Annotated in this window: 22 protein-coding genes, 1 tRNA gene and 1 pseudogene; 10 read left to right on the top strand and 14 right to left on the bottom strand. The window is 66.5% G+C overall.

Annotated elements, in window-relative coordinates; translation table 11 throughout:
- Positions 1 to 73: 73 nt before the first annotated feature.
- The 4 genes from AQ619_RS03100 to AQ619_RS03085 form a co-directional block, all read right to left on the bottom strand.
- Positions 74 to 1120, bottom strand: a complete 1047-nt coding sequence (locus AQ619_RS03100; RefSeq protein WP_062144108.1) for an alpha/beta hydrolase — start codon at positions 1118 to 1120, stop codon at positions 74 to 76.
- Between the two features lie 18 nt (positions 1121 to 1138).
- The gene (locus AQ619_RS03095; RefSeq protein WP_062151212.1) at positions 1139 to 1777 is read right to left on the bottom strand and encodes a TetR/AcrR family transcriptional regulator; all 639 of its coding nucleotides are present in this window, start codon (positions 1775 to 1777) and stop codon (positions 1139 to 1141) included.
- Between the two features lie 94 nt (positions 1778 to 1871).
- Entirely contained in the window at positions 1872 to 2123 is a 252-nt protein-coding gene (locus AQ619_RS03090; protein WP_062144105.1) for a DUF2164 domain-containing protein, read from the bottom strand.
- Positions 2124 to 2286: 163 nt separating this feature from the next.
- Positions 2287 to 3651 carry a flavin-containing monooxygenase gene (locus AQ619_RS03085; protein WP_062144102.1) on the bottom strand — a complete coding sequence of 455 codons (1365 nt, stop codon included), beginning with the start codon at positions 3649 to 3651 and terminating at the stop codon, positions 2287 to 2289.
- A 187-nt stretch (positions 3652 to 3838) separates the two neighbouring features.
- Between AQ619_RS03085 and AQ619_RS03080 the strand changes: the two genes are divergently transcribed.
- Complete coding sequence (locus AQ619_RS03080) at positions 3839 to 4336, top strand: ASCH/PUA domain-containing protein (protein WP_062144098.1); 498 nt, start codon at positions 3839 to 3841, stop codon at positions 4334 to 4336.
- Positions 4337 to 4537: 201 nt separating this feature from the next.
- Here AQ619_RS03080 and AQ619_RS03075 read toward each other — a convergent pair.
- The 4 genes and pseudogenes from AQ619_RS03075 to AQ619_RS03060 all read right to left on the bottom strand — a co-directional run bounded on the left by AQ619_RS03075 (position 4538) and on the right by AQ619_RS03060 (position 8014).
- A pseudogene (locus AQ619_RS03075) lies at positions 4538 to 4991 on the bottom strand (chemotaxis protein CheW).
- 169 nt (positions 4992 to 5160) lie between these two features.
- Positions 5161 to 5280, bottom strand: coding sequence for a cytochrome bd-I oxidase subunit CydX (gene cydX, locus AQ619_RS03070; RefSeq protein WP_062144095.1), 120 nt, complete (start codon positions 5278 to 5280; stop codon positions 5161 to 5163).
- Between the two features lie 13 nt (positions 5281 to 5293).
- Positions 5294 to 6442 (bottom strand): cytochrome d ubiquinol oxidase subunit II, encoded by a 1149-nt coding sequence (gene cydB, locus AQ619_RS03065; RefSeq protein WP_062144091.1) that lies wholly within the window; start codon positions 6440 to 6442, stop codon positions 5294 to 5296.
- A 12-nt stretch (positions 6443 to 6454) separates the two neighbouring features.
- A complete protein-coding gene (locus AQ619_RS03060; RefSeq protein WP_062144088.1) occupies positions 6455 to 8014 on the bottom strand; it encodes a cytochrome ubiquinol oxidase subunit I in 1560 nt (519 codons plus the stop codon).
- 177 nt (positions 8015 to 8191) lie between these two features.
- Here AQ619_RS03060 and cydD point away from each other — a divergent pair, with 177 nt between their 5' ends.
- The 4 genes from cydD to fixJ all read left to right on the top strand — a co-directional run bounded on the left by cydD (position 8192) and on the right by fixJ (position 13715).
- A complete protein-coding gene (gene cydD, locus AQ619_RS03055) occupies positions 8192 to 9790 on the top strand; it encodes a thiol reductant ABC exporter subunit CydD (protein ID WP_062144084.1) in 1599 nt (532 codons plus the stop codon).
- Positions 9787 to 11385 carry an amino acid ABC transporter ATP-binding/permease protein gene (locus tag AQ619_RS03050; protein WP_062144081.1) on the top strand — a complete coding sequence of 533 codons (1599 nt, stop codon included), beginning with the start codon at positions 9787 to 9789 and terminating at the stop codon, positions 11383 to 11385. Before cydD ends, AQ619_RS03050 begins: the two co-directional genes overlap by 4 nt.
- A gap of 262 nt (positions 11386 to 11647) precedes the next feature.
- Positions 11648 to 13117: a PAS domain S-box protein gene (locus AQ619_RS03045; RefSeq protein WP_062144078.1), complete on the top strand. Its 1470-nt coding sequence runs from the start codon at positions 11648 to 11650 to the stop codon at positions 13115 to 13117.
- Positions 13110 to 13715, top strand: coding sequence for a response regulator FixJ (gene fixJ / locus AQ619_RS03040; RefSeq protein ID WP_062144075.1), 606 nt, complete (start codon positions 13110 to 13112; stop codon positions 13713 to 13715). Before AQ619_RS03045 ends, fixJ begins: the two co-directional genes overlap by 8 nt.
- Before the next feature lie 20 nt (positions 13716 to 13735).
- Here fixJ and AQ619_RS03035 read toward each other — a convergent pair whose 3' ends face one another.
- Entirely contained in the window at positions 13736 to 14107 is a 372-nt protein-coding gene (locus AQ619_RS03035) for a response regulator transcription factor (protein ID WP_062144072.1), read from the bottom strand.
- A 164-nt stretch (positions 14108 to 14271) separates the two neighbouring features.
- On the opposite strand from AQ619_RS03035, the gene fixK reads away from it, so the two are divergent.
- The gene (fixK, locus tag AQ619_RS03030; RefSeq protein WP_062144069.1) at positions 14272 to 14916 is read left to right on the top strand and encodes a transcriptional regulator FixK; all 645 of its coding nucleotides are present in this window, start codon (positions 14272 to 14274) and stop codon (positions 14914 to 14916) included.
- On the opposite strand, the gene AQ619_RS03025 is transcribed toward fixK, so the two are convergent.
- Entirely contained in the window at positions 14913 to 16223 is a 1311-nt protein-coding gene (locus AQ619_RS03025; RefSeq protein WP_062144066.1) for an MFS transporter, read from the bottom strand. The genes fixK and AQ619_RS03025 overlap by 4 nt on opposite strands.
- A 121-nt stretch (positions 16224 to 16344) precedes the next feature.
- On the opposite strand from AQ619_RS03025, the gene motA reads away from it, so the two are divergent.
- The 3 genes from motA (at position 16345) to mnmC2 (ending at position 19611) form a co-directional block, all read left to right on the top strand.
- On the top strand, positions 16345 to 17214 hold the full coding sequence (gene motA / locus AQ619_RS03020) for a flagellar motor stator protein MotA (RefSeq protein WP_062144063.1): 870 nt from the start codon (positions 16345 to 16347) through the stop codon (positions 17212 to 17214).
- A 144-nt stretch (positions 17215 to 17358) separates the two neighbouring features.
- Positions 17359 to 17682 carry a hypothetical protein gene (locus AQ619_RS03015; RefSeq protein ID WP_062144059.1) on the top strand — a complete coding sequence of 108 codons (324 nt, stop codon included), beginning with the start codon at positions 17359 to 17361 and terminating at the stop codon, positions 17680 to 17682.
- Positions 17683 to 17796: 114 nt separating this feature from the next.
- The gene (gene mnmC2 / locus AQ619_RS03010; protein ID WP_062144056.1) at positions 17797 to 19611 is read left to right on the top strand and encodes a tRNA (5-methylaminomethyl-2-thiouridine)(34)-methyltransferase MnmC2; all 1815 of its coding nucleotides are present in this window, start codon (positions 17797 to 17799) and stop codon (positions 19609 to 19611) included.
- Positions 19612 to 19861: 250 nt separating this feature from the next.
- Here mnmC2 and AQ619_RS03005 read toward each other — a convergent pair whose 3' ends face one another.
- From AQ619_RS03005 to cpdR, 4 genes are all read right to left on the bottom strand, one after another.
- The gene (locus tag AQ619_RS03005) at positions 19862 to 21073 is read right to left on the bottom strand and encodes an OmpA family protein (RefSeq protein WP_062144053.1); all 1212 of its coding nucleotides are present in this window, start codon (positions 21071 to 21073) and stop codon (positions 19862 to 19864) included.
- Positions 21074 to 21669: 596 nt separating this feature from the next.
- Entirely contained in the window at positions 21670 to 22800 is a 1131-nt protein-coding gene (locus AQ619_RS03000; protein ID WP_166504129.1) for an alginate lyase family protein, read from the bottom strand.
- Positions 22801 to 23108: 308 nt separating this feature from the next.
- Positions 23109 to 23183, bottom strand: a tRNA-Val gene (locus AQ619_RS02995).
- Between the two features lie 117 nt (positions 23184 to 23300).
- On the bottom strand, positions 23301 to 23657 hold the full coding sequence (gene cpdR / locus AQ619_RS02990; RefSeq protein ID WP_062144046.1) for a cell cycle two-component system response regulator CpdR: 357 nt from the start codon (positions 23655 to 23657) through the stop codon (positions 23301 to 23303).
- Between the two features lie 164 nt (positions 23658 to 23821).
- Between cpdR and AQ619_RS02985 the strand changes: the two genes are divergently transcribed.
- A complete protein-coding gene (locus AQ619_RS02985) occupies positions 23822 to 24757 on the top strand; it encodes an N-formylglutamate amidohydrolase (RefSeq protein ID WP_062144043.1) in 936 nt (311 codons plus the stop codon).
- Positions 24758 to 25057 lie beyond the last annotated feature (300 nt).

Raw genomic sequence — 25057 nt, 5'->3', positions numbered from 1 at the left:
CCGAAGGCGCATCATCCCCAGACGCTCAGACTGAATCTGGGCCCCGGCTTTCGCCGGGGAGAACGGAAAGTGGTTAGGCCTTTGCCGACTCAAAAGCCGCTCGCACCAGCCGCGCAACCTCGCGACAGGCGGCATCGGCGGCCGGCACCGCGCCGGTGAAGGCCGTGAAGCCGTGGGCCAGGCTGTCATAGCAGCGATAGGTCACCGGCACCCCGGCGGCCTGAAGGCGCTTGGCATAGGCCTCGCCCTGGTCGACCAGGGGATCGAAGCCGGCGGTGATCACCACGGCCGGGGCCAGGCCCGTCAGGTCTGCGGTCTTGTTGGGCGACAGACGCGGATCAGCCGGATCGGCGTCGGGGCCCATATAGTGGCCCATGAACCACTCCATGATCGGACGGCTCAGCGGATAGGCGTCGGCATAGGTGGTCATCGAGGCCGTCTCGCTGGCCACGTCGACGGCGGGATAGATCAGCAGCTGCAGGGCCGGCTGCGACTCGCCGGCCCGCTGCAGTTCCTGCGCGATGATGGCCGCGAAATTGCCGCCCATGGAGTCGCCGCCGATCGCGGGCGGCAGGGCCGCGGCGCCGAACCGGGCGGTATTGTCGCGCGCCCAGCGGTAGGCGGCCAGCACGTCATCCAGGCCGGCCGGGAAGCGGTGCTCGGGGGCCAGGCGATAGTCCACGGACAGCACCGCCGTGCGGGCCACCCGCGCCAGGATGCCGCAAAAGGCATGGCAGGTCTCAAGGTCCCCGATCACCCCGCCGCCGAAATGGGCAAACACGATCAGGGGGGCTGACGGGTCCTGGTCGGTCGGACGATAGGCCCTCAGGGGCAGGGATCCACCCGGACCGTCGATGGTCAGGGCCTCGGAGGTCACGCCCGGCTCTGACGGTCCGGACACGGCGAGCAGGCCCTGGGCGCTGGCCGCCCGGGCCACGTCCGCCGGCAGGGTCGTTATCGACGGCATCTTCTTGGCCGCATGGGTAAAGAACTGGAACCGCGGGTCCAGGGTGCGACCGCCGCGATAGACGACACCGCCCCCCGACAGGGTCCGCAGGATCGGACTGGGCAGGGACAGGAGGGTCTTCAGAATGAACTTCTGGACGGCGACGTCGGCCATGGGGGCTCCTGGCGGGAACTAGAGTTTCGGGAGGGCGGTCAGACCGCCCAGGATCAGTTTGACGGCGAAGTCAGCGGCACCGGCCGTATCGACCGGCCGGCGCTCCAGCATCTTGTCGCCGACGTCACGGGCCACGGCGATACAGGCCGCCGTCAGATAGTCCAGATCGACGGCCGGGGCATGTTCCAGCTCGAGGACCTTGGCAAAGCCCTCACGGACCTCATTGAACACCGCGACGATCTCGGGCGTGGCGCGCGCCTGGGGGACCGGCTCCCCGGCCGGACGGTTCAGGCGCCAGGTCTCCTGCTCGGTCGCAGCAAAGACGAAATAGGCCTGGATGGCCCCGTTGAGGAAGGACTGGAAATCGACCGCCTTGTCGATCTCGGCCCGCAGCAGGGGCCGGAAGCGGCGGGCCCCGTCATCGGCCAAGGCGTCGAACACTTCCTCTTTCGACTTGTAGTAGTTGTAGAAGGTTCCGGAGGCCAATCCCGTGCGGCGGATGATGTCGCGCACCGTGGCGGCGTCGTAGCCGAGGTCCCCAAACACCTCCCGGGCCGCGTCCAGAATGGCCTGCCGATTGGCGACCTTGGTCCGCTCCCGCTTGCCCGGCCGGTCATCCTGAGCCGGCGGATTCGGAAAATAGGCGATATTCGACATCAAACGCGACTCATGGACCAGGCGATCGTGACGCCCCGTCATGATTTGAGCCTCATTCCACGGCAGGGGGCAAGGCCTTCGAGGTCCATGGACCTCAGAACCCCTTGATCGGCTGTTCCAGCTCGTACACCGCGTCGGTGATGCTCTCGATCTTGCTGGCGAACAGGGCCTGGGCGTCATGGAGGCCCTGATTGTAGTAAAAGGGGCCCAGGCGCTCGGTGATGAAGTCGAGCAGGAACTGGGCGTCGAAGCCTTTGACTTCCAGATCCAGCTCATCCTTCAGATAGCGCGACAGGCCGTCGGTCAACCCGGCCCGGGTGTCCTTGTCGAGGTCGATCTTGGCCATGGGGCGGTCTCCGATTCTTTGGATGGGCACAGTCTAGCCACTTGCCCCCTAAGGATCGCTTCGCGATCGTCTTCCCCCGGAGGGGGAAGATGAGGCGGCACGAACCCATCTTCCCCCTATGGGGGAGGACGACCTGCGCAGCAGGTCAGGAGGGGGCCAGTGTTCAGGCCGGCGCTGCCGCCCGCGCGGCCACCGGCAGGCGGTTGCCCGCCGCCTTCGCCCGCTTCTCGCCCTTGGTGATCTCCTTCTTCAGGTCGGCGCAATAGACGTTGAAATCCACCTGAATGGTGTGCCGGGCCGAGGCATAGAACTGGCCCAGATGGCGCTCCTCGTCCCGCGTGGTGATGCGGTCCATCTCGTCGGCCGGGGGCGGGGCATAGGTCCCGGCCAGATAGGCCGCCGCCAGCTTGGCCTGCTGTTCGGCGAAGTTCACGAGGGTCGGCAGGGGCTGGGCCAGGCCCATGAAGAACAGGTTGGGCACGTCGGGCTTCATCATCCGCTTGAACAGCGGGAAGCAGTGATCGTCCCCGGGCTGGATGGCCGGATCGTCAAAGAACGGGAAGCTGATCTTGTAGCCGGTGGCAAAGACGATGGCGTCCACCTGTTCCACACTGCCGTCGGCGAACCGCACATTGGGTCCCTCCAGGGCCTGGATGGCCGGCTTGAACTTGATGTCACCGCAGCCGGCCCGGGTCAGAAACTCGCCGGACACCGACGGATGGGCTTCCAGGGGTTCGTGGTCGGGCTTGGGCAGGCCGTAGTCCTCCATCCTGCCGATGGTCTTCTTGAGTACCTTGCGGGTCAGGGCCAGGCCGAGCTTGCGCGGCATCCAGGCCGGCAGGGCCGACTTGTCGGCCGGCTTGCCGTTAAGATATTTCGGGAACACCCAGACCCCGCGCCGGGCCGAGACCCACAGGGTCTTGGCAATCGGGCGCTGGGCCAGCTCGCTGGCGATGTCCATGGCCGAATTGCCCATGCCCACGACCACGACGTTCTTGCCGCGCATGTCGATGGGGTCGAACGGATCGCTATAGGCGTGGGCATGGAAGGCCACCCCGTCGAACTCGCCGGGATAGTCGGGGATGCGCGGGTCCCAGTGGTGGCCGTTGCAGACGAACAGCACATCATAGAACCGTGTCTCACCCGTGGAGAGGGTCACTGCCCACAGCCCGTCGTCCGTGCGCCTGGCGGTCTCGACCCGGGTGTTGAAGGTGATGGTCTCGCGCAGGCCGAAATGGGCCACATAGTCCTTGAAGTACTGCAGCAGCTGGGCGTGATGCGGGAAGTCTGGCCATTCGGCCGGAACCGGGAAGTCCTCGAAGGCCAGTCGCCACTTGGAGGTGTCGATATGCAGGCTCTCGTAGCAGGCCGAGAGGCCGTTGGGGTTCTTGAAGTACCAGTTGCCGCCGATGTCGTCTGAGATCTCGAAACAGTCATACGGGATGCCGTAGTCCTTCAGCCGCTTGGCGGTCGTGAAGCCGCTGCAGCCCGCGCCGATGATGCACGCCTTGGGAAGCTTGCCCGCCATATCCGCCCCGTCTGACTTATCGTTGTTCAGGAAAGCCTATCAGCCTTGGTCCGGCCGTCAAACGGCTCCCCTGCGTCAAGGACGGTCCACAGTCGCGTGCGGTGGAGTTAATCCTCCGCTAGGGTCTGGTGTCCGACACCCGCGCCCTGACCTCCCCCGACTCGCCGCGCAGACCAAGGCCCTGACCATGAACCGCCACGAACTGAAGACCTGGCCGCAGTATTTCGCCGCCGTCCGCTCGGGCAAGAAGCGCTTTGAGATCCGCCGCAATGACCGCGACTTCGCCGTCGGCGACATCCTGGTCCTGCGCGAGTTCGATCCCGACAGCGACACCTATACGGGCCAGGTCGAAGAGCGGCAGATCACCTTCCTGCTCTCGGAAGAGGACTACGGCGTCATTCACGGCTTCGTGGCCATCGGCTTTGGCGAGGTCATGCCCCATGCCGACGCCTCGCCCGAAGCCAAGCTGACCGCCGAGCAGCTGGCCACCTGGCACGAGACCCAGGCCTCCAACGCCACCCTCCGCGCCGAGGGTGCCCGCAAGGTCTCGGCCAGCTATGCCGCCCCCACGACCGGCCGGGCCGCCATGAGCGTCGCCGCCGACCGCCACGCCGGTGTCGCTGCAGCAGCCGAGGCCGAGGCCGGCTTCCATGCCGCGGCGGCGATGATCGTGCGGAAGGGGTAGCTGGGGAGGCCGCTGAACTGGACGCTGTGCCTTTTCAGCAGCCCTCCAACCCGTCACCCCGCGCTTCATGCGCGGGATGACGGCTGTGAAGGATCCGCGACAGCTCGGACACCCCCTGGCTGGTCAGCCCCTTCCGCCCACGAAGAAGCCGCCGCCCGCTGAGCGGACGGCGGCTTTTCGAAACCGGAAGACCGAAAGCGCCTAGGCTGCTTCGCTGATCAGGGCCGGGAAGACGTCGTTCATGCGCAGATAGGTGATCAGGCGATTTTCCATCGAGATGATCGCCTGGATGAAGCGCAGTTCCTCGACGCCGAGGTCAGGGGCCGGCTGCAGGTGTTCGCGCGAGACGGTGAAGGTCTCGCTGACGGCGTCGACCAGAATGCCGGCCAGGCGGTCCTGGCACTCGACCACCACGATCACGTGGCGGGTCTCGGGGATGGTGACCCCCCAGGCCGAGGCGGTTGCGCAGGTCGATGACCGGCATGATCGCGCCGCGAAGGTTGATGACGCCGCGCAGATAGGACGGTGCGTGCGGGATCGGAGTCGCCGGAGTCCAGCCGCGGATTTCGCGGACGGTCTTCACGTCGATGCAGAACTCCTGCTCGCCGATGCAGAAGGAGATCAGCTCCAGGGCCGGCGCATTTGGGTCGGACATATCAGGTTCCCCGGGATCGTCAGGTCAGCCGTGGCTCCGATTCACACCACCGGCGCGCTTCGGGTCACGCTGACACAAGAACCGATCCGCCCTTTAACAACGGTTAACGGTGACGCCAAACTCGCGCGCTGGATTGTCGCAATCGCGAAATTTCGGTGCCGATCACCGGTCAGGGCTCCGAGAGGCCCTCGTCGCCATCATCGGCGAGGTTGAACTCGTACCAGACGCCGTTCAGCACGCCGAAGGCGACGGCCAGACCCAGACCCAGGACCCACGCAAAATACCACATCGTCTCGTCTCCCTCAGTAGAGGTCAGGGTTGGTGGCCAGGGCGGCCGTGGTGCTGCGTCCCCACAGAACCTTGTAGACCCAGGCGGTGTAGAGCAGGACCAGCGGCAGGAAGATCACCGTGCAGACCAGCATGATGAACAGGGTCAGGTGGCTGGACGAGGCATTCCAGACCGTCAGGCTCGAGCGCGGATCGGCAACGCTGGGCAGGATGAACGGGAACATCGACAGGCCGACCGTGGAGATGATCCCGAGCGTCGAAACGGTCGAGCCGGTGAAGGACAGCGCGGCCTTGTCCAGCCTCAGGCCCAGCAGGGCCAGGGCGGCCCCGACAAAGCCCAGGACCGGGGCGAGGATCATCCAGCTATGGCGGACATAGTTGTCCAGCCAGGCGCCGGGCGCGGCGACGACGCCGGTGCGCAGCGGGTTGGACGGTCCGGCGGCATTGGTCAGGTCCTCAAGCCGGAACCCCTGCCCCCCGAAGGCGACGAAGAAGCCGCCGGCGGCGAACAGCACGATACTGGCCAGACCGGCGATTTCGCCAAAGCGGCGGGCGCGTTCGATGACGGGGCCCTCTTCCGCCTTGACCGACAGCCAGGCCGCGCCGTGCAGCACCAGCATGGCGACCGAAAGCAGGCCGCACAGCAGGGCAAAGGGCGAGAACAGTCCCAGCAGCGAGCCCAGATAGGTGATCCGGAGATCGCTATCGAAGCGGAAGGGCGCGCCCTGCAGGACATTGCCCACGGCAACCCCGAAGACCAGGACCGGAACGAAGCCGCCGGTGAACAGCGCCCAGTCCCAGAAGGACCGCCAGCGCGGATCGGGCCGCTTGGAGCGATATTTGAAACCCACCGGCCGCAGGATCATCGCGGCCAGGACCAGGAACATGGCCAGGTAGAAGCCTGAAAAGCTGACGGCATAGACCAGAGGCCAGGCCGCGAAGATCGCGCCGCCGCCGAGGATGAACCACACCTGGTTGCCTTCCCAGGTCGCGCCGACGGTGTTGATCACCATGCGCCGCTCTTCGTCGGTCTTGGCCACGAAGGGCAGCAGGGCCCCGACACCCATGTCAAAGCCGTCGGTCAGGGCAAAACCGATCAGCAGGACGCCCATCAGCGCCCACCAGATGACCCTCAGGGTCGCATAGTCGATTGGAAGTTCCATGACGGTCATTCCTCAGGCGACGGCCGGTTCGCCGGCGGGGGAGACGGCAAAGGTCTCCTGCTCGGCGAAGGGGCCCTTCTTGATGTGGCGCAGGATCAGCCCGACCTCGACCACCGCAAGGGCGCCATAGAGCAGGGTGAAGGCGATGATGGTGGTCCAGAGCTGGGCGACGCTCAGGCTGGACGCGCCCAGGAAGGTCGGTAGCACGCCCTCCACGGCCCAGGGCTGACGGCCGACCTCGGCGAGGACCCAGCCCAGCTCCGAAGCGATCCACGGCAGCGGGATGGCGCAGACCGCCAGGATCAGGAACCACTTGGTCTGGTGTTTGCGCAGGGTGACCAGCACGAAGGCGGTGGCGAACAGGGCGATCAGCAGCAGGCCGGTCCCGGCCATGATCCGGAAGGCCCAGAACATCACCGGCACATTGGGCACCGTATCCCAGGCCGTGCGCTTGATCGTGGCCGGATCGGCCATGCGCGGGTCGGAGACATAGCGCTTGAGCATCAGGCCATAGCCCAGGTCGCGGCGATGCTGCTCGAAGGTGGCCCGGGCGGCGAGGTCCTTGGGATTGGCCTTCAGAGCCTCCACGGCACCATAGGCGATAATCCCGGATTCGATGCGATCCTCGGCCGTGGCGACCAGTTCGAAGATGCCGGCGACCGGCTTGTCGATGCTGCGCGTGGCGATCAGGCCCAGCACATAGGGAATCTTGACCTCGTAGTGGGTCTTGCGGTCAGCGAGGCTGGGAATGCCGAAGGCCGCCAGGCCGGCCGGGGCAGGTTCGGTCTCCCACATGGCCTCAAGGGCGGCCAGCTTCATTCTCTGGTTGTCGGTCAGGGTATAGCCGCTCTCGTCACCCAGCACGACGACCGAGAGGGACGAGGCCAGGCCGAAGGCGGCGGCGACCGTCATCGAGCGCTTGGCCACGCCGACATACTTGCCCTTGAGCAGATACCAGGCCGAAACCCCCAGCACGAAGACGGCGGCGATGGTGTAGCCGGCGCTGACCGTGTGCACGAACTTGGCCTGGGCCACCGGATTGAAGATCACGGCACCAAAATCGGTGACCTCCATGCGCATGGTCTCAGGATTGAAGGCCGCGCCGACCGGGTTCTGCATCCAGCCATTGGCGACCAGGATCCACAGGGCGGAGAAATTGGTGCCGACGGCGACCAGGAAGGTGACGAACAGGTGTCCCACCCTGGACAGCTTGTCCCAGCCGAAGAACATCAGGCCGACAAAGGTGGCTTCCAGGAAGAAGGCCATCAGGCCCTCGATCGCCAGCGGCGCGCCGAAGATGTCCCCGACATAGTGCGAGTAGTAGGACCAGTTCATGCCGAACTGGAATTCCATGGTCAGGCCCGTGGCCACGCCCAGGACAAAGTTGATGCCAAACAGCCCGGCCCAGAACCGCGTGACCGTTCGCCAGATTGGGCGCTTGGTCATCACGTAGATGCTCTCCATGATGACGAGCATGAACGAGAGCCCCAGGGTCAGAGGCACGAACAGGAAGTGGTACAGCGCGGTCAGCGCGAACTGCAGCCTCGAGAGATCGACGACGGCGGGGTCCATGCACAGCTCCGATACGGACGGCGAATGATCGCGCCGACCGAGAGCTCTGCCCTAGGCCGGTCCGACCGCAAAAGCCTTGATCCATATCAAGGCCAACGGACATCGCCAACCTACACTCAACCCATGCAAGCTCGTCCAGCGCTTATCGCTGGCCCCTCCCCGGTCGCCACGAAATTGATGGCCCTCGCAGGCGCGGGCGCGTCTGCCCTGCGCCGCGCGCGCGGCCTTGTTGTGCTGGACGGCGTTGCTGCTGCCGGCTTTGCGGCGACCCTGGCCTTTACGATCGACGCCCTGGCGACCGGAAAAGGCTTTCGCGTCTGGCTTGCCCTGCTTTGCCTGGCGATGATCGCCCGCGGCGTCATGGCCAAACTGGCCCTGGAGGCGGGTGCCGAGGCTGCCGCCAGGGTGAAAGCCGCCGCCCGCGCCGAGGCCGTGACGGCCCTGGTCGCCCGCAATCCCGGCGGCAGTGTCTCGAGTGCGGCCGTGACCACCGCCGTCGTCGAGGGCGTCGAGGCTCTGGACGGCCATGTCTCCCGCTTCATCCCGGCCCGGTTTGCCGCCGCTGCCACGCCCCTGGCCCTGATCGCCGTCGCGGCCGTCGCCAGCCCGATCGCTGCAGCCATCCTGCTGGGGGCCCTGGTCCCGTTCATCATCGCCATGGCCCTGGCCGGTACGGCCGCCGCAGCCGAATCCCGCGCCCAGTTCCTCGCCCTGGAACGGCTTTCGGGGATGTTTCTCGACCGGGTGCGCGCCCTGCCGGTGGTGCTGGCCTTCCAGGCCGAGTCGCGGATCACCCGTGATCTGGCCCGCTCGGCCGAAGACCTGGCGAACCGCACCATAAGGGTCCTGCGGGTCGCCTTCTTCTCGACGGGGGCACTGGAATTCTTTGCCGCCCTCTCCGTGGCCCTGGTAGCGGTCTATTGCGGCTTCAACCTGCTGCGCCTGCTGCCGTTTCCGGTACCCGAACAGCTGGACCTGAAGCGCGCCTTCTTCGTACTGGCCCTGGCCCCGGAGATCTATCTGCCGATGCGGCGGCTGGCGGCGGCCTATCACGACCGCCAGGCCGCCGAGGCCGCGACCGCCAGCCTGATCGCCCTGCCTTCGGCCAGTCCTCGCACCGACGCACCGACCCTGACTGAACCGCCGGTGATCCGCTTCAGCCGGGTGACCATCCACTATCCCGAGGCCGATGCCCCGGCCGTGCAGCAGCTTGATCTGGAGATTGCCGCCGGGAAGATCGTCGCCCTGCTGGGCCCCAGCGGCTCGGGCAAGACCTCCCTGCTGAACCTGCTGCTCGACCTGGCCCCGCTGACCGAAGGCGCGGTCCTGGTCAATGGCCAGACCCTGGCCGAGCTCGGCAGCCTGACGGGCCAGATCGCCTGGGCCGGACAACATCCCCTGATCATGCCGGGATCCCTGGCCGACAACATCGCCCTGGCCCATCGCAGCGCCAGCCGGGCCGAGATCGAGTCGGCCGCCGAGCGCGTGGGGCTAGCCGCAGCCCTGTCCAGGCGATCGGCGGGTCTGGACACCTGGCTGGACGAGCGGGGCAGCGGTCTGTCGGGGGGCGAACGGCGGCGACTGTCCCTGGCCCGCGCCATCCTCAAGCCTGCGCCGATCCTGCTGCTGGACGAACCGACCGCCAATCTCGATGCCGCTGCAGAAGCCGAGCTCCTCGAGGCCATAGCCGAGGCGGCCAGGGGCCGGACCACCCTGATCGCCACCCACGCCCAGGCCGTCGCGGCCCTGGCCGACCATGTGGTGACCCTGGCATGAGCCCCTCGCCCCTACAGACCCTGATCCGGCTGCAGCGCCGCCGTCATGCCGAGGGCCTGTGGCTGGCGGCGATCTGCGCGGCCGTGGTCGGTGGTGCCTCGACCCTGCTTCTCGGCCTGTCGGGCTGGTTCATCACGGCCTCTTTCCTGGCGGGCCTCGCCGGCCTGGCCAGCGCCCAGGCCTTCAATGTTCTGCTGCCCAGCGCCACCATCCGGCTGCTGGCCATTCTGCGTACCGGCGCGCGCTATGGCGAGCGCCTGAGCGGTCATGCCGCCGCCCTGAAGTCGCTTGCCGCGATCCGGCCCGTGCTGTTTTCCGCCCTCGCGGCCGCTCCACCGGCCGAAGCCCTGAGCCTGTCGGGCGGCGAAGCCTCGGCCCGACTGGTCCAGGATGTCGACGCCATCGAGACCCGCTTTGTGCGGCTGTCGGCTCCCTGGGGCGCGGGCGCGGCGGTGACGGCCGGGCTCGGGCTGGGCGCTCTGGCGGGCTGGGGCCCCGCCCTGGCGATTCTGGTCTCGGCAGCGGCTGCGCTGCTGATCGCCCGGGCCCTGGCCCGCCGGTTCTCCGCCCCCGCCGGCCGCGAGATCCAGACGCGCATCGGGGCCCTGAAGGACGCCACCGCCAGTCTGTCAGCCGCAGCCCCGGAACTGCGGGCCTTTGGTCTCGAGGCCTATGCCCGCCAGACCTTGGCGAGACGCGGCGAGGCGGTCGATCAGGCCCGGCTGGCCGCTGCCCGGGCCAGGGGCTGGATCGCCGTCTCCCAGGCCACGGTTCTTGGCCTGGCCGTCGTCGCCGCCGTACTGCTGGCCGCTCCGGCCGGTGCCGCCCTGGCGGCCCTGGCCGGGCTGGCCGCCACCATGGCCGTGGAGGGTGTCGGGGCCATGGCCTCGGCCTTCGATCAGGACGGCGCGGCCGACCAGGCCGCCGAACGACTGGACGGGGTGCTGCGACATGCCCCCAGGCCGGCGACGGAGACGGATCTGCCGGGACTGGACCTGCATTTTGCCGGGCAGGACTTTTCGGCGGGCAGCCGTATCGCCATCACCGGCGCCTCGGGCAGCGGCAAGACGACCCTGCTCGAACGGCTGATGGCGCTGCGGCCGTCGAAGGCCGGCGACCTGCGTCTGGGTGGGCACGACCTGGCCGGTCTCGACCTGGCCAGGGTTCGCGCGGCCTTCGCCCTGGCCCCCCAGGACGCGGCCCTGATCGCCGGAACCGTGGCCGACAACCTGCGCCTGGCAGCGCCAGACGCGACTGAGGAAGCGATGTGGGCAGCCCTCACGGACGCCGCACTGGACACGCGCATTCGTGCGGCTCCGGCGGGTCTGAACACCTGGCTGGGCGACAATGGTGAGCGGCTTTCCGGCGGTGAACGCCGGAGGCTGTCCCTGGCCCGGGCCTATCTGCGGCCTGCGCCCTGGCTGTTACTGGATGAACCGACCGAAGGTCTGGATGCCGCCACCGAGACCCGGTTGCTGGATCGCCTGATCGCGCGCCTGGACCGTACGGGCCAGGGTCTGGTGCTGGTCAGCCACCGGCCTTCGCCGGTGGCGATCTGCGAGCGGACGGTGACCCTGTCCGCCCCTTCAACCTAGTCCCGATTGGCGTGGATATAGACGCCGAACAGCACGACGGCGAAGGTCGAAAAGGCTGCGATGACCAGTGAAAGATATGCGACTTGTCCGCCTGACATGGAGGCTCTCCCTTGCTGAGGTCCACAAGGATTCCCCGGGCCCGTCGCCCCGGCTTTGACATCGATCAAAAGTCCGCGGCCCTGGCCCGACGATGACCGCTCGCCGACGGCCGCCCCTCGGCTATAAGACCGCCAAGGCGCTTCCCGCGCGACAGAGACTCGATATGAAGGCGGTCCGCCCGACCCCCTATCCCCTGTTCAGCGATCCGCGCCCGGCCCCCTATCTGGTTGCGGCCCTGGCGATCGGGGCGACCTTTCTGGTGCGGCTGTCCCTGGGCGAGGCCTTTACGGCCGCTTCGTCGTTCCTGCTGTTCATTCCGGCCGTGCTGGTCAGCGCGGCCCTGGGCGGGCTGATCTGCGGCCTCTTCGCAACGGTCTTTGCCAGCCTCGCGGTCGGGCTGTTGACCCAGGACGATACCCGGACCCTGGTCGGTGCCCTGAGCGGGGTGATCTTCCTGCTGGTCGGGATCGGCATGGCCATTGGCGGCGGCTGGTTCCATGCGGCCCGGCGTCGGGCGGCCGCCACCAATGCCCACCTGCAGTCGATCCTCGACACCGTCCCGGACGGCGTGGTGGTGATCGACCGTGATGGGATGATGACCTCCTTCAGTCCCGCCGCAGAGCGTCTCTTCGGCTGGACCGCCGCCGAGGCCCTTGGCCGCAATGTCAGCCTGCTGATGCCCACGCCAAACCGCGAGGCCCATGACGGCTTCCTGCGCCGCTATGCCGAGTCCGGCGAGAAGCGGATCATCGGGGTCGGGCGCGTCGTGGTCGGCGTGCGCAAGGACGGCTCGACCTTTCCGATGGAGCTGGCCGTCGGCGAGACCGGAGGGCCCCGCCCCTCCTTCACCGGCTTTATCCGTGACCTGACCGATCGCCAGCAGACCGAAACCCGCCTGCAGGAACTGCAGAACGAACTCGTCCATGTCTCGCGCCTGACCGCCGTGGGCGAGATGGCCTCGGCCCTGGCCCATGAGCTGAATCAGCCCCTGTCGGCCATCGCCAACCTGCTGACCGGATCGCGACGCCTGATGGACCGGGGACGTCCGGCCGACCAGGCCAAGGTCCGCGACGCCATCGATCGCGCCGCCGCCCAGGCCCTGAGGGCGGGCGATGTCATCCACAAGATGCGCGACTTTGTCCGCCGCGGAGCCAGCGAGCGCGAGGTCGAGAGCCTGTCCAAGCTGGTCGAGGAAGCCAGCGCCCTGGCCCTGATCGGTGAGAAGGAGCGCCAGGTCGAAGTGCGGCTGTCCCTGGATCCCCAGGCCGATCAGGTCTTCGCCGACCGGGTGCAGATCCAGCAGGTCCTGCTGAACCTGATCCGCAACGGCATTGACGCCATGGAGAACCTGCCGCGGCGCGAACTGGTCATTGCCAGCGACCTGACCGAGGAAGGCTGGGCGCGGGTCAGTGTCGCCGACAGCGGCGGCGGCATCACCGACGCAGTGCTGGAAAAGCTGTTCCAGCCCTTCATGACCACCAAGCCGCAGGGCATGGGCGTGGGTCTTTCCATCTCGCGCTCGATCATCGAGGCTCACGGCGGCCGGATCTGGGCCGAGTCCAATCCGGGCGGCGGCACGATCTTCCGCTTCACCCTGCCGCCCGCCGACCAGGAGGACGATATCCATGACTGAGGCCGTGGTTCACGTGGTCGACGACGATGAAAGCGCCCGGGAATCCCTGGCCTTCCTGCTGGAGTCGGCCGATTTCGAGGTCGCCACCTATGCCGGTGCCCCGGACTTTCTGGCGGCCCTGCCGACCGCCCGGCCCGGCTGCGTGATCACCGATGTCCGCATGCCCGAGAGGAGCGGCCAGGAGCTGGTCGCGCGGCTCGCCGCCCTCAATGCCCGCATGCCGGTGATCATGATCACCGGCCATGGCGATATCCCGATGGCGGTCGAGGCCATGCGGTCGGGGGTCGTCGACTTCATCGAGAAGCCGTTCTCGGAAGGTCGGATCCTGGACGCCCTGAAGCGCGCCCTCAACACCCTGGAGGCCCCGGCTGTCTCCGGCGACCAGGCCGACATCAAGCACCGGCTCGAAACCCTTTCGGAGCGCGAGCGCCAGGTTCTGGACGGGGTCGTCGCCGGCCATCCCAACAAGGTCATCGCCCGCGAGCTGGGCATCAGTCCCCGGACCGTCGAGATCTACCGCGCCAAGCTGATGACCAAGATGCATGCCGACAACCTGGCCGCCCTCGTGCGGATGACCCTTTCGGTGCGGGGACAGTAGCCAACCGCGCCTCTATGCTGTCAGGCCAGGGCCGCCGCGATCTGCCGGCTCAGCGCGTCGGTCATCAGCGGCTTTTCCACCACCCGGACCCGGGTCCCGGACATGGGGCGGCGCGCGCGGCCCGCCGACAGCAGGATCACCGGATCACGGCGACGACGCAGGGCCGCCCTCAGCCTGGCATCAAAGGCGGTTTCGTCGAGCACGAAACAGGCAGAGCCCAGTCGGTTGCAGGCGGCCAGCAAGGCTTCTGCCGCCGCAAAGACCCTGACCCTGTAGCCTTCGGTCTCCAGTGAGAAGCGCAGGGCTTCACGCAGGGCCTCGTCTTCGTCGAGCACCACGATCAGGGGGCTCCACGCAGGTTCGCCGGCCGAAGCGTCAGGAAGTCCGCACATGGCTGCAACATCGCCGGGGCTCGGCCTTTACGCCTTGATTCAACTCAAGCCGGCTTCCCCGAAGGGCTCCGCAGCCTCGCTTAAGTAGCGGCCCTTATGCGCCGCACCCGAATGTTCAGGCCGCCTCGTGCGTTCCACAATCTGATCCATTGAGGGACCACCAGATGTTTTCGCCGCTCCGCCCGTCCGACACGCCGATCCAGACGGCAGCGCCCTTCGGCTTCACCGGACCCTGCCTGCGCCATGCCCGTGACGAAGAGGTTTTCGGCGAAGGCGAGGCGGCCGAGCATGTCTATCAGGTGATTTCGGGCGCGGTTCGTACCCTCCGAACCCTGCGTGACGGACGACGGCAAATCGACGAGTTCCACTTTGCCGGTGACTATTTCGGCATTGAGGCGGGCGACCTGCATCGGGTGTCGGCGGAGGCCATGACCGATACGACGGTTCGCATGGTCCGCCGCGCCGCTCTCAGCCAGCTGGCCGCCAAACAGGTGGACGTCGCCAGGATTCTGTTTCGCCTGACGGTCGAGGGCCTGCAGCGCAGCCAGGACCATGTGCTGATGCTGGGCCGGAAAACCGCGCGCGAACGGGTGGTCGGCCTGCTGATCGACCTGGTCGAACGCACCGGGGCCGACGGCGAACTGGATATTCCCATGACCCGGCAGGACATGGCTGACTATCTGGGCCTGACCATCGAGACCGTGTCCCGGACCCTGACCCAGCTGCAGGCGGATGGCATCATCGCCATTCCGACCACCCGCCACATCGTGCTGCGCGATGGGGCGGCCCTGAGGCGACTGGCCAACTAGCTGCCTTCGTCGCTGCGTTCGAGGCTGGCCAGGGTCGCCTCTTCCTGCGGATCAGAGTCGCTGACCTTGCGCAGGGCTGACTGCCTGAGGGCGTAGATCAGCAGGCCGAGCAGGACGACGGCATTGAGGATGAACGGCCCCCAGCCGACCCAGCGATAGAGCATGACGAACAGAGGGCCGAACACGACATTGAGGCCATTGATGGCTGCGATCGCCCCGGCCGCCCCGGCCTGGTCCCTGGCCCCGACCGACAGGGAGGCCCCGGCGGTGAAGCCGGGTCTGGCGAAGCCATAGCCCAGATTGGCGATGGCGAAACCGATGGCCACGGCCGCATAGTCCGGCGCGAAGGCGACGATCACATTGCCGACCGCCGCCGCCGCCACGCCCCAGCGCATCAGGTCGCGCGGCCGCATGGCGAACATGCGGATCAGGCCCCACTGAGCCAACAGTCCGGCTACCGCCCCGGCCGCCATGGCCAGGGTGATGTATCCCTGGGCCTGCATCGGCGGCAGTTGCAGCTTGTCGATGATCAGGAAGCCCAGGGTCTGGGACTGGGCCGTCTGGCAGGAGGCGACGAGAAATCCGTAGATCAGAAACGGCTTGAGGCGCGGATCGCGCCAGAGGGCTGCGCCCTCACCCTTGAGCGACAGACCAAAGCCCCGGCGCGGTGGCGCTTCAGCCTGGCCCGGCGTGAAGGTTTCCGGCAGGCCGCGCTGGACCACGACCAGCATGACGCCGGCCAGGATGGCGAAGGCGAACATCGGCCCCGCCAGGCCGACCACAGGCAGGACAAAGAGCGGAGCCAACAAGGGTCCCACCACCGTGCCGAGCCCGAAGGCTCCGGCCAGGGTGGCCATGCTCTGGGTGCGTTCCTCACGGCTGGTCCGCTCGGCCATATAGGCCTGGGTGGCCGGATTGGAGGCCGAGCCGAACAGGCCAAACAGGGCTCGCGCCGTCAGGAACAGGCCGAAGATCACCATGGGCGTGGCCAGATGGTGCAGGCCGGCACTGACCACGATCGCGCACAGGGTCATGGAGACGAAGAAGCCGGCCAGGCCCAGCAGGATCAGCGGCTTGCGGCCATGCAGGTCGGACTGGCGGGCCCAGAAGGGCGAACTGATGGCCCAAAGCACGGCCGACAGCGAGAAGATCGCCGCCACCAGCACATCGGGAATACCGATCTCCCGCCCGATGGCCGGAAGCACCGACCACATGCCACTATTGCCCATGGCCGAGACCACCGACACTCCGAAGAGGATCGCGAAGGCACGCCGGTGGCTCCGGGTTTCTTGTGCAGGGGTCGACATCAAACGACTGTTAGGCTGCTCGCTGTCCGCGCGCAACTCGCCGCAATGCGGCCCGCAGGAACGTTGGATTAATCATTAATCGCGATGATGCCGCATCAATTCTCGGGGTCGGTCTTCCGTCATGTTCCAGATCATCGGCATCGTCCTGCTTTTCGCCCTGGTGTTTGGCAGCTACCTGATTTCGGGCGGCAAGATGGACGTGATCCTGCACGCCGCCCCGCACGAACTGATGGCCATCGGCGGGGCCGGAGTCGCCGCCTACCTGATTGCCAATTCGATGACGGTGATCAAGGGCACGGGCCCCGCCCTCGGCAAGATCTTCGCCGGCCCCAAGTGGAAGCCCTCGGACTATCGCGACCTGCTGGCCCTGCTGTTCCTGCTGACCAAGACCATGAAGTCCAAGGGCGTGATCGCCCTGGAAAGCCACATCGAAAAGCCACACGAGAGCTCGATCTTCTCGCGCTACCCCAAGATCGCCAAGGACCACTTCGCCGTCGATTTCATCTGCGACACCCTGCGGATGATGACCATGAACCTGGAAGATCCCCACCAGGTAGAAGACGCGATGGAGAAGCAGCTCGAAAAGCACCATCACGAAGCCCACGGCCCGGCCCATGCCCTGACCAATCTTTCGGACGGCCTTCCGGCTCTGGGCATCGTCGCCGCCGTGCTCGGCGTCATCAAGACCATGGGCTCGATCACTGAGCCGCCCGCCGTTCTGGGCGGCATGATCGGCGGCGCTCTGGTCGGCACCTTCATGGGCGTGTTCATGGCCTATGGCCTGGTGGGCCCGATGGCGACCCGTCTGGCCGGAATCATCGACGAGGACGCGGCCTTCTACAAGATCATCCAGGCTGTCCTGGTGGCTCACCTGCACGGCAATGCCGCCCAGATCTCGGTCGAGATCGGCCGTGGCAATGTGCCGTCGACGGCCCAGCCCAGCTTCGTCGAGCTCGAAGAAGCCCTGTCGCAGATCCCCAACGAGGCCTGATCGGCACCGGACTCCTGTCTTCGAAGTAATCACGGGCGCGTGACCTCAAGCTTGCGCGTCCGTTCGAACGGGTATTCCCTTGAAGATGCGCCGTCGCCCGCAATGGCGGACGACCGATCAGACTTTCAGCTGCTAGGGAATCCCATGAGCACCCAAGTTCTTCGCACGCTCCTCGTCGCCGGCGTCGCCGTCACTGCCCTGTCGCTCGCCGGCTGCGGCAAGAAGGACGAAGGCCACGACGCCTCGACCGCCGCTGCCGAGGCCGCTGCCGCCGGAGCCAGCACGGTGACCGATGCTGCCACAGCCAAGGAACAGGCCGCCGCCGACGCCAACAAGGCCGCCGCCGACGCCGCCGCTGCACCGATGGAAGAGGGCGAGGCCGCCACCACCGCTGAAGCCCCGGCCTCAGCCGCCAAGGCCCCGGCGGAACCCGCCGCTGCCCACGACGACAAGAAGGCCGCCCACTAGGCCCATTCCAAAGGTTCAAAAGAAAGGGCAGTCCCCAGGGGCGGCCCTTTTTCATTCGGCTCTCTCAGGGCCTGCGCCTTGACAGGAACCGGCCCCGGACGGCTCTAGCCCTCCATGACCGACGCCTTGCCCGACGACGCTTCTCCCCTGGTCTGGAACGTGGACGGCCTGCCGCGCTCGCGGGTCTATGGCGACGTCTATTTCTCCAGCGCCGATGGCCTGGCCGAGACCCGCGCCGTCTTCCTGACCGGCTGTGCCATGCCGGAGAGCTTTGCCGGACGTGACCGGATGGTGGTCGGCGAACTGGGCTTTGGCACCGGCCTGAACATCGCCGCCTTGCTGGACCTCTGGCGCCGCGAGGCCCCGGCCTCGGCGCGGCTGCACATCTTCTCCATCGAGGCTCATCCGCTTTCGCGCCAGGATGCCGCCCGGGCGCTGGCGGTCTGGCCTGAACTGGGCGAAGCCGCTGAGGCCCTGCTCGACCAGTGGCCGGGCCAGGCGCGGGGCTTTCACCGGGTGGATCTGCCGGCCTTTCACGCCACCCTGGACCTGGCAGTCATGGATGTCGCCGAGGCCCTGGACAGCTGGGATGGAGCCGCTGACGCCTGGTTCCTGGACGGCTTCTCTCCGGCCCTCAATCCGGGCATGTGGAGCGAAGAGATCCTGGCCGCCGTCGCGGCCCGGTCGGCCCCCGGTGCCCGTGCCGCCACCTTCACGGTCGCCGGTGCAGTAAGGCGGGGCCTGCAGGCCGCCGGGTTCGAGATCGCCAAGCGCCCCGGCTTTGGCCGCAAGAAGGACCGGCTGGAGGCCTGGCTGCCAACCGCCCCGCCGGTGGCCCCGCCCCGCCCAGGCCGACTGGCCATTATCGGCGGCGGCATTGCTGCGGCGGCCCTGGCCCGCACTGCGGCGTCCCACGGCCTGAGCGCGACCATCATCGACTCCGACGAGGTGCCGGCCTCCGGCAATCCGGCCGCCCTCGTCACCCCGGCCCTCGATGCCGGTGGCGGTCCTCGGGCCGGCCTGCCCGCCCAGGCCTTTGCCAGGGCCGTACAGCTCTATGAGGCCGTACCCGGCGCCGTGATCGCCAGGGGCGTGCTGCAACTGGCCCAGACCGTCGAGACGGCCGGCCGCTTCACCGCCATTGCCGGCCAGGACCTCTTCGAGCCCGGCACCATGACCGTGCTGGACGCGGCCACCGACCGTCTGGGCGAGCCCGCCGGTGCCGCCCTGGCCATGGACCAGGCCCTGGTCGTCGAACCGCGGGTCATCCTCGACGCCTGGCGCGGTGAAGTCCGGTCGGCCCGGGTCGAGGCCCTGGTTCGCGACCCCGAGAGCTGGCGCCTGCTCGATGCAGAGGGTCAGGAGATTCTGCGCGCGGAAGTCGTGGTGGTCGCCGCCGGTGCCGGCCTGGGAAAACTGCTGCCCGACCTGCCCGGTCGCCCCGTTCGCGGTCAGGCCAGCTGGGCGGCAATGGACGATGGGTTCGAGCAAATGCCCGCCGCCTTCGGCGGCTATGCCGTCCCGACCCGAAACGGTGTCCTGTTTGGTGCCACCCATGATCGGGACGACCTCGACACCGGCGTCAGGGCCGAGGATCACCAGCGCAATCTGGACAGCCTCGCCAAAGGCCTGCCAGGGCTGGCGGCGCGGCTGGCAGGGGCGGACTTTTCAGGCCGTGCGGCCACGCGGATGACGACGGCCGACCACCTGCCCCTGGCCGGCCGGGTGGCCGAAGACCTATATGTTCTGGGCGGGCTCGGCGGACGCGGATTCTGCCTCGCCCCGCTGCTGGCCGAGCACATCATGGCCCAGATCGCCGGTGCGCCATCGCCCCTGCCGCGCAAATTGTCGCAGCTTGTGTTTGCCCGTCGTTTTGACTCGCGCGAGGCGAGACCTCGCGTATTGTCAAAGTCGAAATTGGACAATTAGGTCCGCGTGATCGAGCTTTAGCCCGGCCTGTCTGGCCCGGCGAGGGGTGTCCGCCACCGAAGACGGCACCCGAAAAGATGAGGCCGGCACCCCCCAGGTCGGTCCATGACGGCGGCCCTTACGCCCTCTGGGCTGCCGACGGTGACGCTCCCGACGCCCCATCGGGAGCGTCTTTCGTTTCGAGTACTCACATCAGAAAAAGGGGCCCGACCTTGCGGTCGAGCCCCGTGCTTTCCGTCAGACCTTGGATCTAGAAGTTGATCGAGATCGTCGAACGACGGTTCAGCGGTTCCTTCACACCATCCGCCGTGGCGACGGCGGGCGCACTTTCACCCTTCCAGTCGACGGCCACCGCAGTCGAGGCGATGCCCTGACCCACCAGCCCGTCAGCGACGGCCTTGGCACGACGTTCCGACAGACGGGCGTTGTAGCGGTCCGAGCCCGAGGTGTCCGTATGGCCCGTGATGGTCAGCCGGGTAGCCGATCCGCTTCGGGCATAGTCGGCCGCCTGCTGAACCACGGCCTGGGCTTCCGGCGTCAGCACGAACTGATCGAACGGGAAATAGACCACGAATTCGCGGGCTTCATAGATGGGCGCGGGCGGCGGTGGCGGCGGGGCCGGCGGCTCTGGCGGCGGCGCAGGCGGGGCCATCGGGGGCTGCTCCGGAGCCATGGGCGGCGGCGGCGGCGCACCGAAGGTGTAGCGCACACCCAGGGTCACCGATGTGTCCTTGTACTTGCCTGAATAGATGCCGGTGTCGGTGATCGAGCCGACGCCCGGACCGGCGTTCTGCGTCACCTGACCCCACTTGAGGTCCTTGGTGGCCAGGTAGCGGCCGGTCAGGTCCAGGCTCCAGTTGGGCGCGAAGTCCCAGGCCAGACCCAGCAGGCCCTGATAGGCAAAGGCCTGGTCGACATCATCGAAGCTGGCATTCTGGAATGGGGCACCACCGACCGGCACGCCGCTCAGCTGGCCATAGACCTTGTTATGGACCCAGGCGACACCGGCACCGGCCCCGATGAACGGATGCAGGGCGGAGTCCGGCATCAGGTCATAGACCAGATTGGCCATCAGGGTGGTGGCCCTCATCTCGCCGTTCGGTTCGCCGCACTTGGGCGAAGAGGCGGTGCGGATCGGTCCAGCCGTGCAAAGGCCGATTGGTTGAGCGCCGGCAAGACCTGAGCCCCGGACGCCATCGATGTCGGCACCGCGATAGCCGTACTCGGCTTCAACTCGCCATGAGGGCGAAAACTTGTAGCCCAGGCGACCGAAGGCGGCCCAGTCCTCTTTCTGGGAGAAGTCCCAGTTGTAACCCTTGGAGGAGGTCGCCTTGACGTCCTTCGGCATGTGGTAGCCGGCGTCGCCGGCAACAAACCAGCCGCTCGTCGCGCTTTGGGCCGAGGCGCCGGATACAGCGCCAAGGGCGACCGCCGCGACGCCGGCCAATAGTTGAAGTCTCATGGTTTGCACCCTCGCTGGAAATGTCATGGGGCCGACCCGGAGGCGGACCCGACAGGACAAACGCAGCAGGAACCAATTCGTATGTGGCCAATGGGCCACTTTGCGGGATAGGCGCGCGCGCCCGGCCCCGGCGGTGACCCGATAACGCCGCAGGGAGCCGGCGTGACGCCAGGCAAACGCCTGCTGCGACCAGGGCGGCCCCGTCAGAAAGCGCGATGAAACTGGAAGGGAATGGCGGGTCAGAAAGGGGCAAAGTCGAACCAAGAGTTGGAGGTTCTGGGCGATTGGGAGAAGCATTTGACTGTTGCTGGCTTAGCTCAGGCACGGGCCCACCGCCTTCTGGGTCGCGGTACACGGCCATGCTTCGTCCCTCGTGAGATCGACACTCCTTAGACAAATTCTCCCCGGATCCCTTGCCGAGAAAATTCTACTTTTCAGCCCCCTGGCTTAGGGGTGGATTACCCCCTGTCAGGCGCATGATCAGCTTCGACTGCGCCCAGAGATCATGTCCACGATCCCGGATCAGGTGAAGCGTTCCTTCACCATCCGTCGCGCCTTCTAGCGATTGCAGCCTGAAAACTCGGGGGAAAAGACTGTTAGCGTGCGTGGGTCAAGGTTTCATGGAAGATATTCAGAACAGATTGGCCGTCGGTTCGAATTCGTTGCACGATCAACTTTTCGGAATTGGGCAAAGGTAGCCCCATTCGGTGATGGTAATGGTGGAAGCCCACTTCAAATGTATTGAACAGGGTCGTGCTGGATTTTGATTGACGGCAAACCCCCTGCATATCCCCCGTCAGAAGCTGTTTCGCCAAAAGCTCCATGGCCGGCACCAAACGCGCCTCATGTTTCCCGTAGACGTCAACACCCTGATTCCACGCTATTTCGGCGGCATTCAGGGCAGATGCCATCCCGAATTGAGCGTGGTGCCCATTGTCGCGGCAGGTTTCCTGAGTGAGGCCGTCTACCCACTCAACCGGGTTGAACCAAAAGCTCTGCAGATTGCCCCCGTCACCGACAATTGGGGCAATGTCCGGTTCTGATTTCACATGGATATAGGTGGCCAGCCGCGCATCCAGCCGCTCAAGACCAAGCTTGAACGCGACCTCATCATCGTTGAAGACAGCCAGCGTCATCAGGGCATTGATCTGGGTGAGATCAACATTGCCGTTCCAGCTGCTCGGCGTCATGAGCTGCGGATAAAAGGCGCGCCGAAACATCAGTTGCAGCGCCGTTATGTCTTCATGTCGAAAATCGGCTGACGAGCGCATGATCTCGGCCGCTTCACCATAAAGGACGCCGACCCAGCCTGCATGCAGTTTGTCCTGATCAGTTCCGCCTGTAAAACCTTGGAAGTGCGCGAGATTAGACAGAACCCCACTCGCCTGACGAAAATAGGTTTTGTTGCCGGTGAGGCGCCAGGCCAGTGCATTGGCGTAGGCATTGACAGCATCGGCTTCCGAAAGGGCGGCCTGGTCCCTGTCACCAGCGTCGAGTGTCACGATAGCCGGTCCAGCCGATTTGGCTTTGAGGACGACGTCTGCGAGGGCACCTGTCCAAGGCTGACTATTTGAACTGATCTCGGATTCTACGCGATTGAGGTTTTCAGAGGTATTGAGCGCGCCCGGATGACGAAAAGCATGGATTGAGGCTGATGCCACCGCATGCCCTGCGCCGAAGATGAGAGCGCTAAAGGCAAACGCTAAGGCAAAAAGCAGCCTCTTCATGGTATCAAAGCCTCACGCTCGGAGCTCAAATCTCGAGAACCGGACGCGAGCACTGCAGGGGCTGATCACGGTTACGGGTATGTTGAGCGACTGCGATTGTTCAGGAAATCCGAAACTTGTCCGACGACCGAAACAGCGCATTCCTCGGCACCGTATCAGGGGCAGATATCGAAACTCCCGCGTGAGTTCGCAAGTGTCACGCGCCAATTCGCGCTCAGACGCCCAGTCAGGTTTCTGGTATTTTCCGTTGGACTGAATGGGCTTCGAACGCCCTCGCCGAGACATATCCGGCGCAGTGGGCGGGAAAATGGTGGACGCGACAGGGATTGAACCTGTGACCCCCTCGATGTCAACGAGGTGCTCTCCCGCTGAGCTACGCATCCGCCAAAGCGACCCAGAAGCGCTGTAAAAGCGTCCCGGGCGGGAAGGTGACGGGGTATAGCGGCGGCTTTCGCATCGCGCAACCCGCCAGATTTAAATTCTGTGACGCGGCGAAAGAGTTAGGCGGCCATCATCTTTTCGACCTCGGCGACCAGGTCGCGGAGGTGAACCGGCTTGGACAGCACCTTGGCCCCCGCCGGCGCACGGTCCTGGGCGGACAGGGCCACGGCGGCAAAGCCGGTGATGAACATGATGCGCAGGGCCGGATCGCGGGCGGCGGCCTGACGGGCCACCTCGATACCGTCCATGCCGGGCATGACGATGTCGGTCAGCAGCAGGTCCCACGGATGATCCAGATGCTGTACGGCCTCTTCGCCGTCCGCACAGGCCTGAACCTCGAACCCCGCACGCTCGAGCGCCCGCGCCAGGAAACCGCGAAGGGAGTCGTCGTCTTCAGCAAGAAGGATGCGAGCCATGGTGGTCTTTTTCCGCAGGTCGTCGGCGTTGAGGCTGCACTCTAGGGCACGGACTGTAAATCGGGGATGAACTCTGCGTCCATCCGTCGCTCTCGGCGGACTTTCCCTGCCAATGCGCCGCAAAGGGATTTGACCCGGCCCGCCGGGCCTTGCGACTATGGCCCATGAGCGCCCTGGAGCCTTTGGGATCGATGCCATCGCCGGACACGGCGGCGACCGCCGCCGCACCGTGCGACCGTCCGGTGCATGAGGTCCTGCGCGCAGCTCCGGAAAACGCGGCGCCGCCGACGGCCCTGGTCTTTGCGTCGCCCCATTCCGGCAGCATCTATCCGGCCGACATGATGGCCGCCGCGCGGCTGGATGCCGAGGCGATCCGGGGCTCCGAAGACGCCTTTGTCGACCAGATCATTGCCGGCGCGCCGGCCCTGGGGGCTGCGGTCATCCGCGCGCGGCTGGCCCGGGCCTATATCGATCTCAACCGCGAGCCCTGGGAACTCGACCCGGCCATGTTCGAAGACGAACTGCCGGACTATGCCAGAAGCCGTTCGGCCCGGGTGGTCGCCGGTCTCGGCGCGATCGCCCGGGTCGCCAGCGAGGGTCGCCCGATCTATGCCCGCAAGCTGACCTTCGCCGAGGCCAGGCTGCGCGTAGAACAGGCCCACCGCCCCTATCATGATGCTCTGGATCGCCTGCTGGCGGCGGCACGGTCGACCCATGGCTGCGCGATCCTGGTGGACTGGCACTCGATGCCGGCCGCAGCCGCCCAGGGCCAGAGGGCGCGGGGCGGTGGGCGCTGCGACATCGTTCTGGGCGACCGGTTCGGCGCGGCCTGCTCGCCGAAACTGACGGCCCTGGTGGAGCGCGAGCTGGAGGCGATGGGCTATCGCGTCGCCCGCAATGCGCCCTATGCCGGCGGCTATACCACCGAGCATTACGGCCGCCCCGCCCGCAGGACCCATGCCCTGCAGATCGAGATCAATCGCGCACTCTATATGAATGAGACGACCCGGGTCCCGAACGAGGGTCTCGCCCGGCTGGCCGCTGACGCAGAGCGCCTGACCCTTGCCCTGACCAAACTGGACCTTCAGAGCCTGCGTTAGGCGGATACTCAAGCGACCCAGGACTCCGACCGCCGGGCTCGATCCGGAGGTTCTGAGCGCAAAATCCCCGGAACCGAATGGCTTGGTGACCGCTACCAGACGCCAGGCCAAAAAAAAGCCCGGCTCAAGAGCCGGGCAGTTCATTAGGGAGGAAACGCCCAGGAAGGGCAGAAGCGGCAGCGCCGCCTCACAGGTCGTTTATAGGGTGCGGTGCGAAATTGGGCAAGCGGAAAAGTGGGCGTGAAAGTCGATTTTTCCGGAAGGGTTTGGTGAAAACCCCTGCTATCACAGGGGTTGCAG

Source organism: Caulobacter henricii, from assembly GCF_001414055.1.
Lineage (GTDB): Bacteria > Pseudomonadota > Alphaproteobacteria > Caulobacterales > Caulobacteraceae > Caulobacter > Caulobacter henricii.
This window is presented reverse-complemented; position numbering and strand designations above follow the sequence as displayed.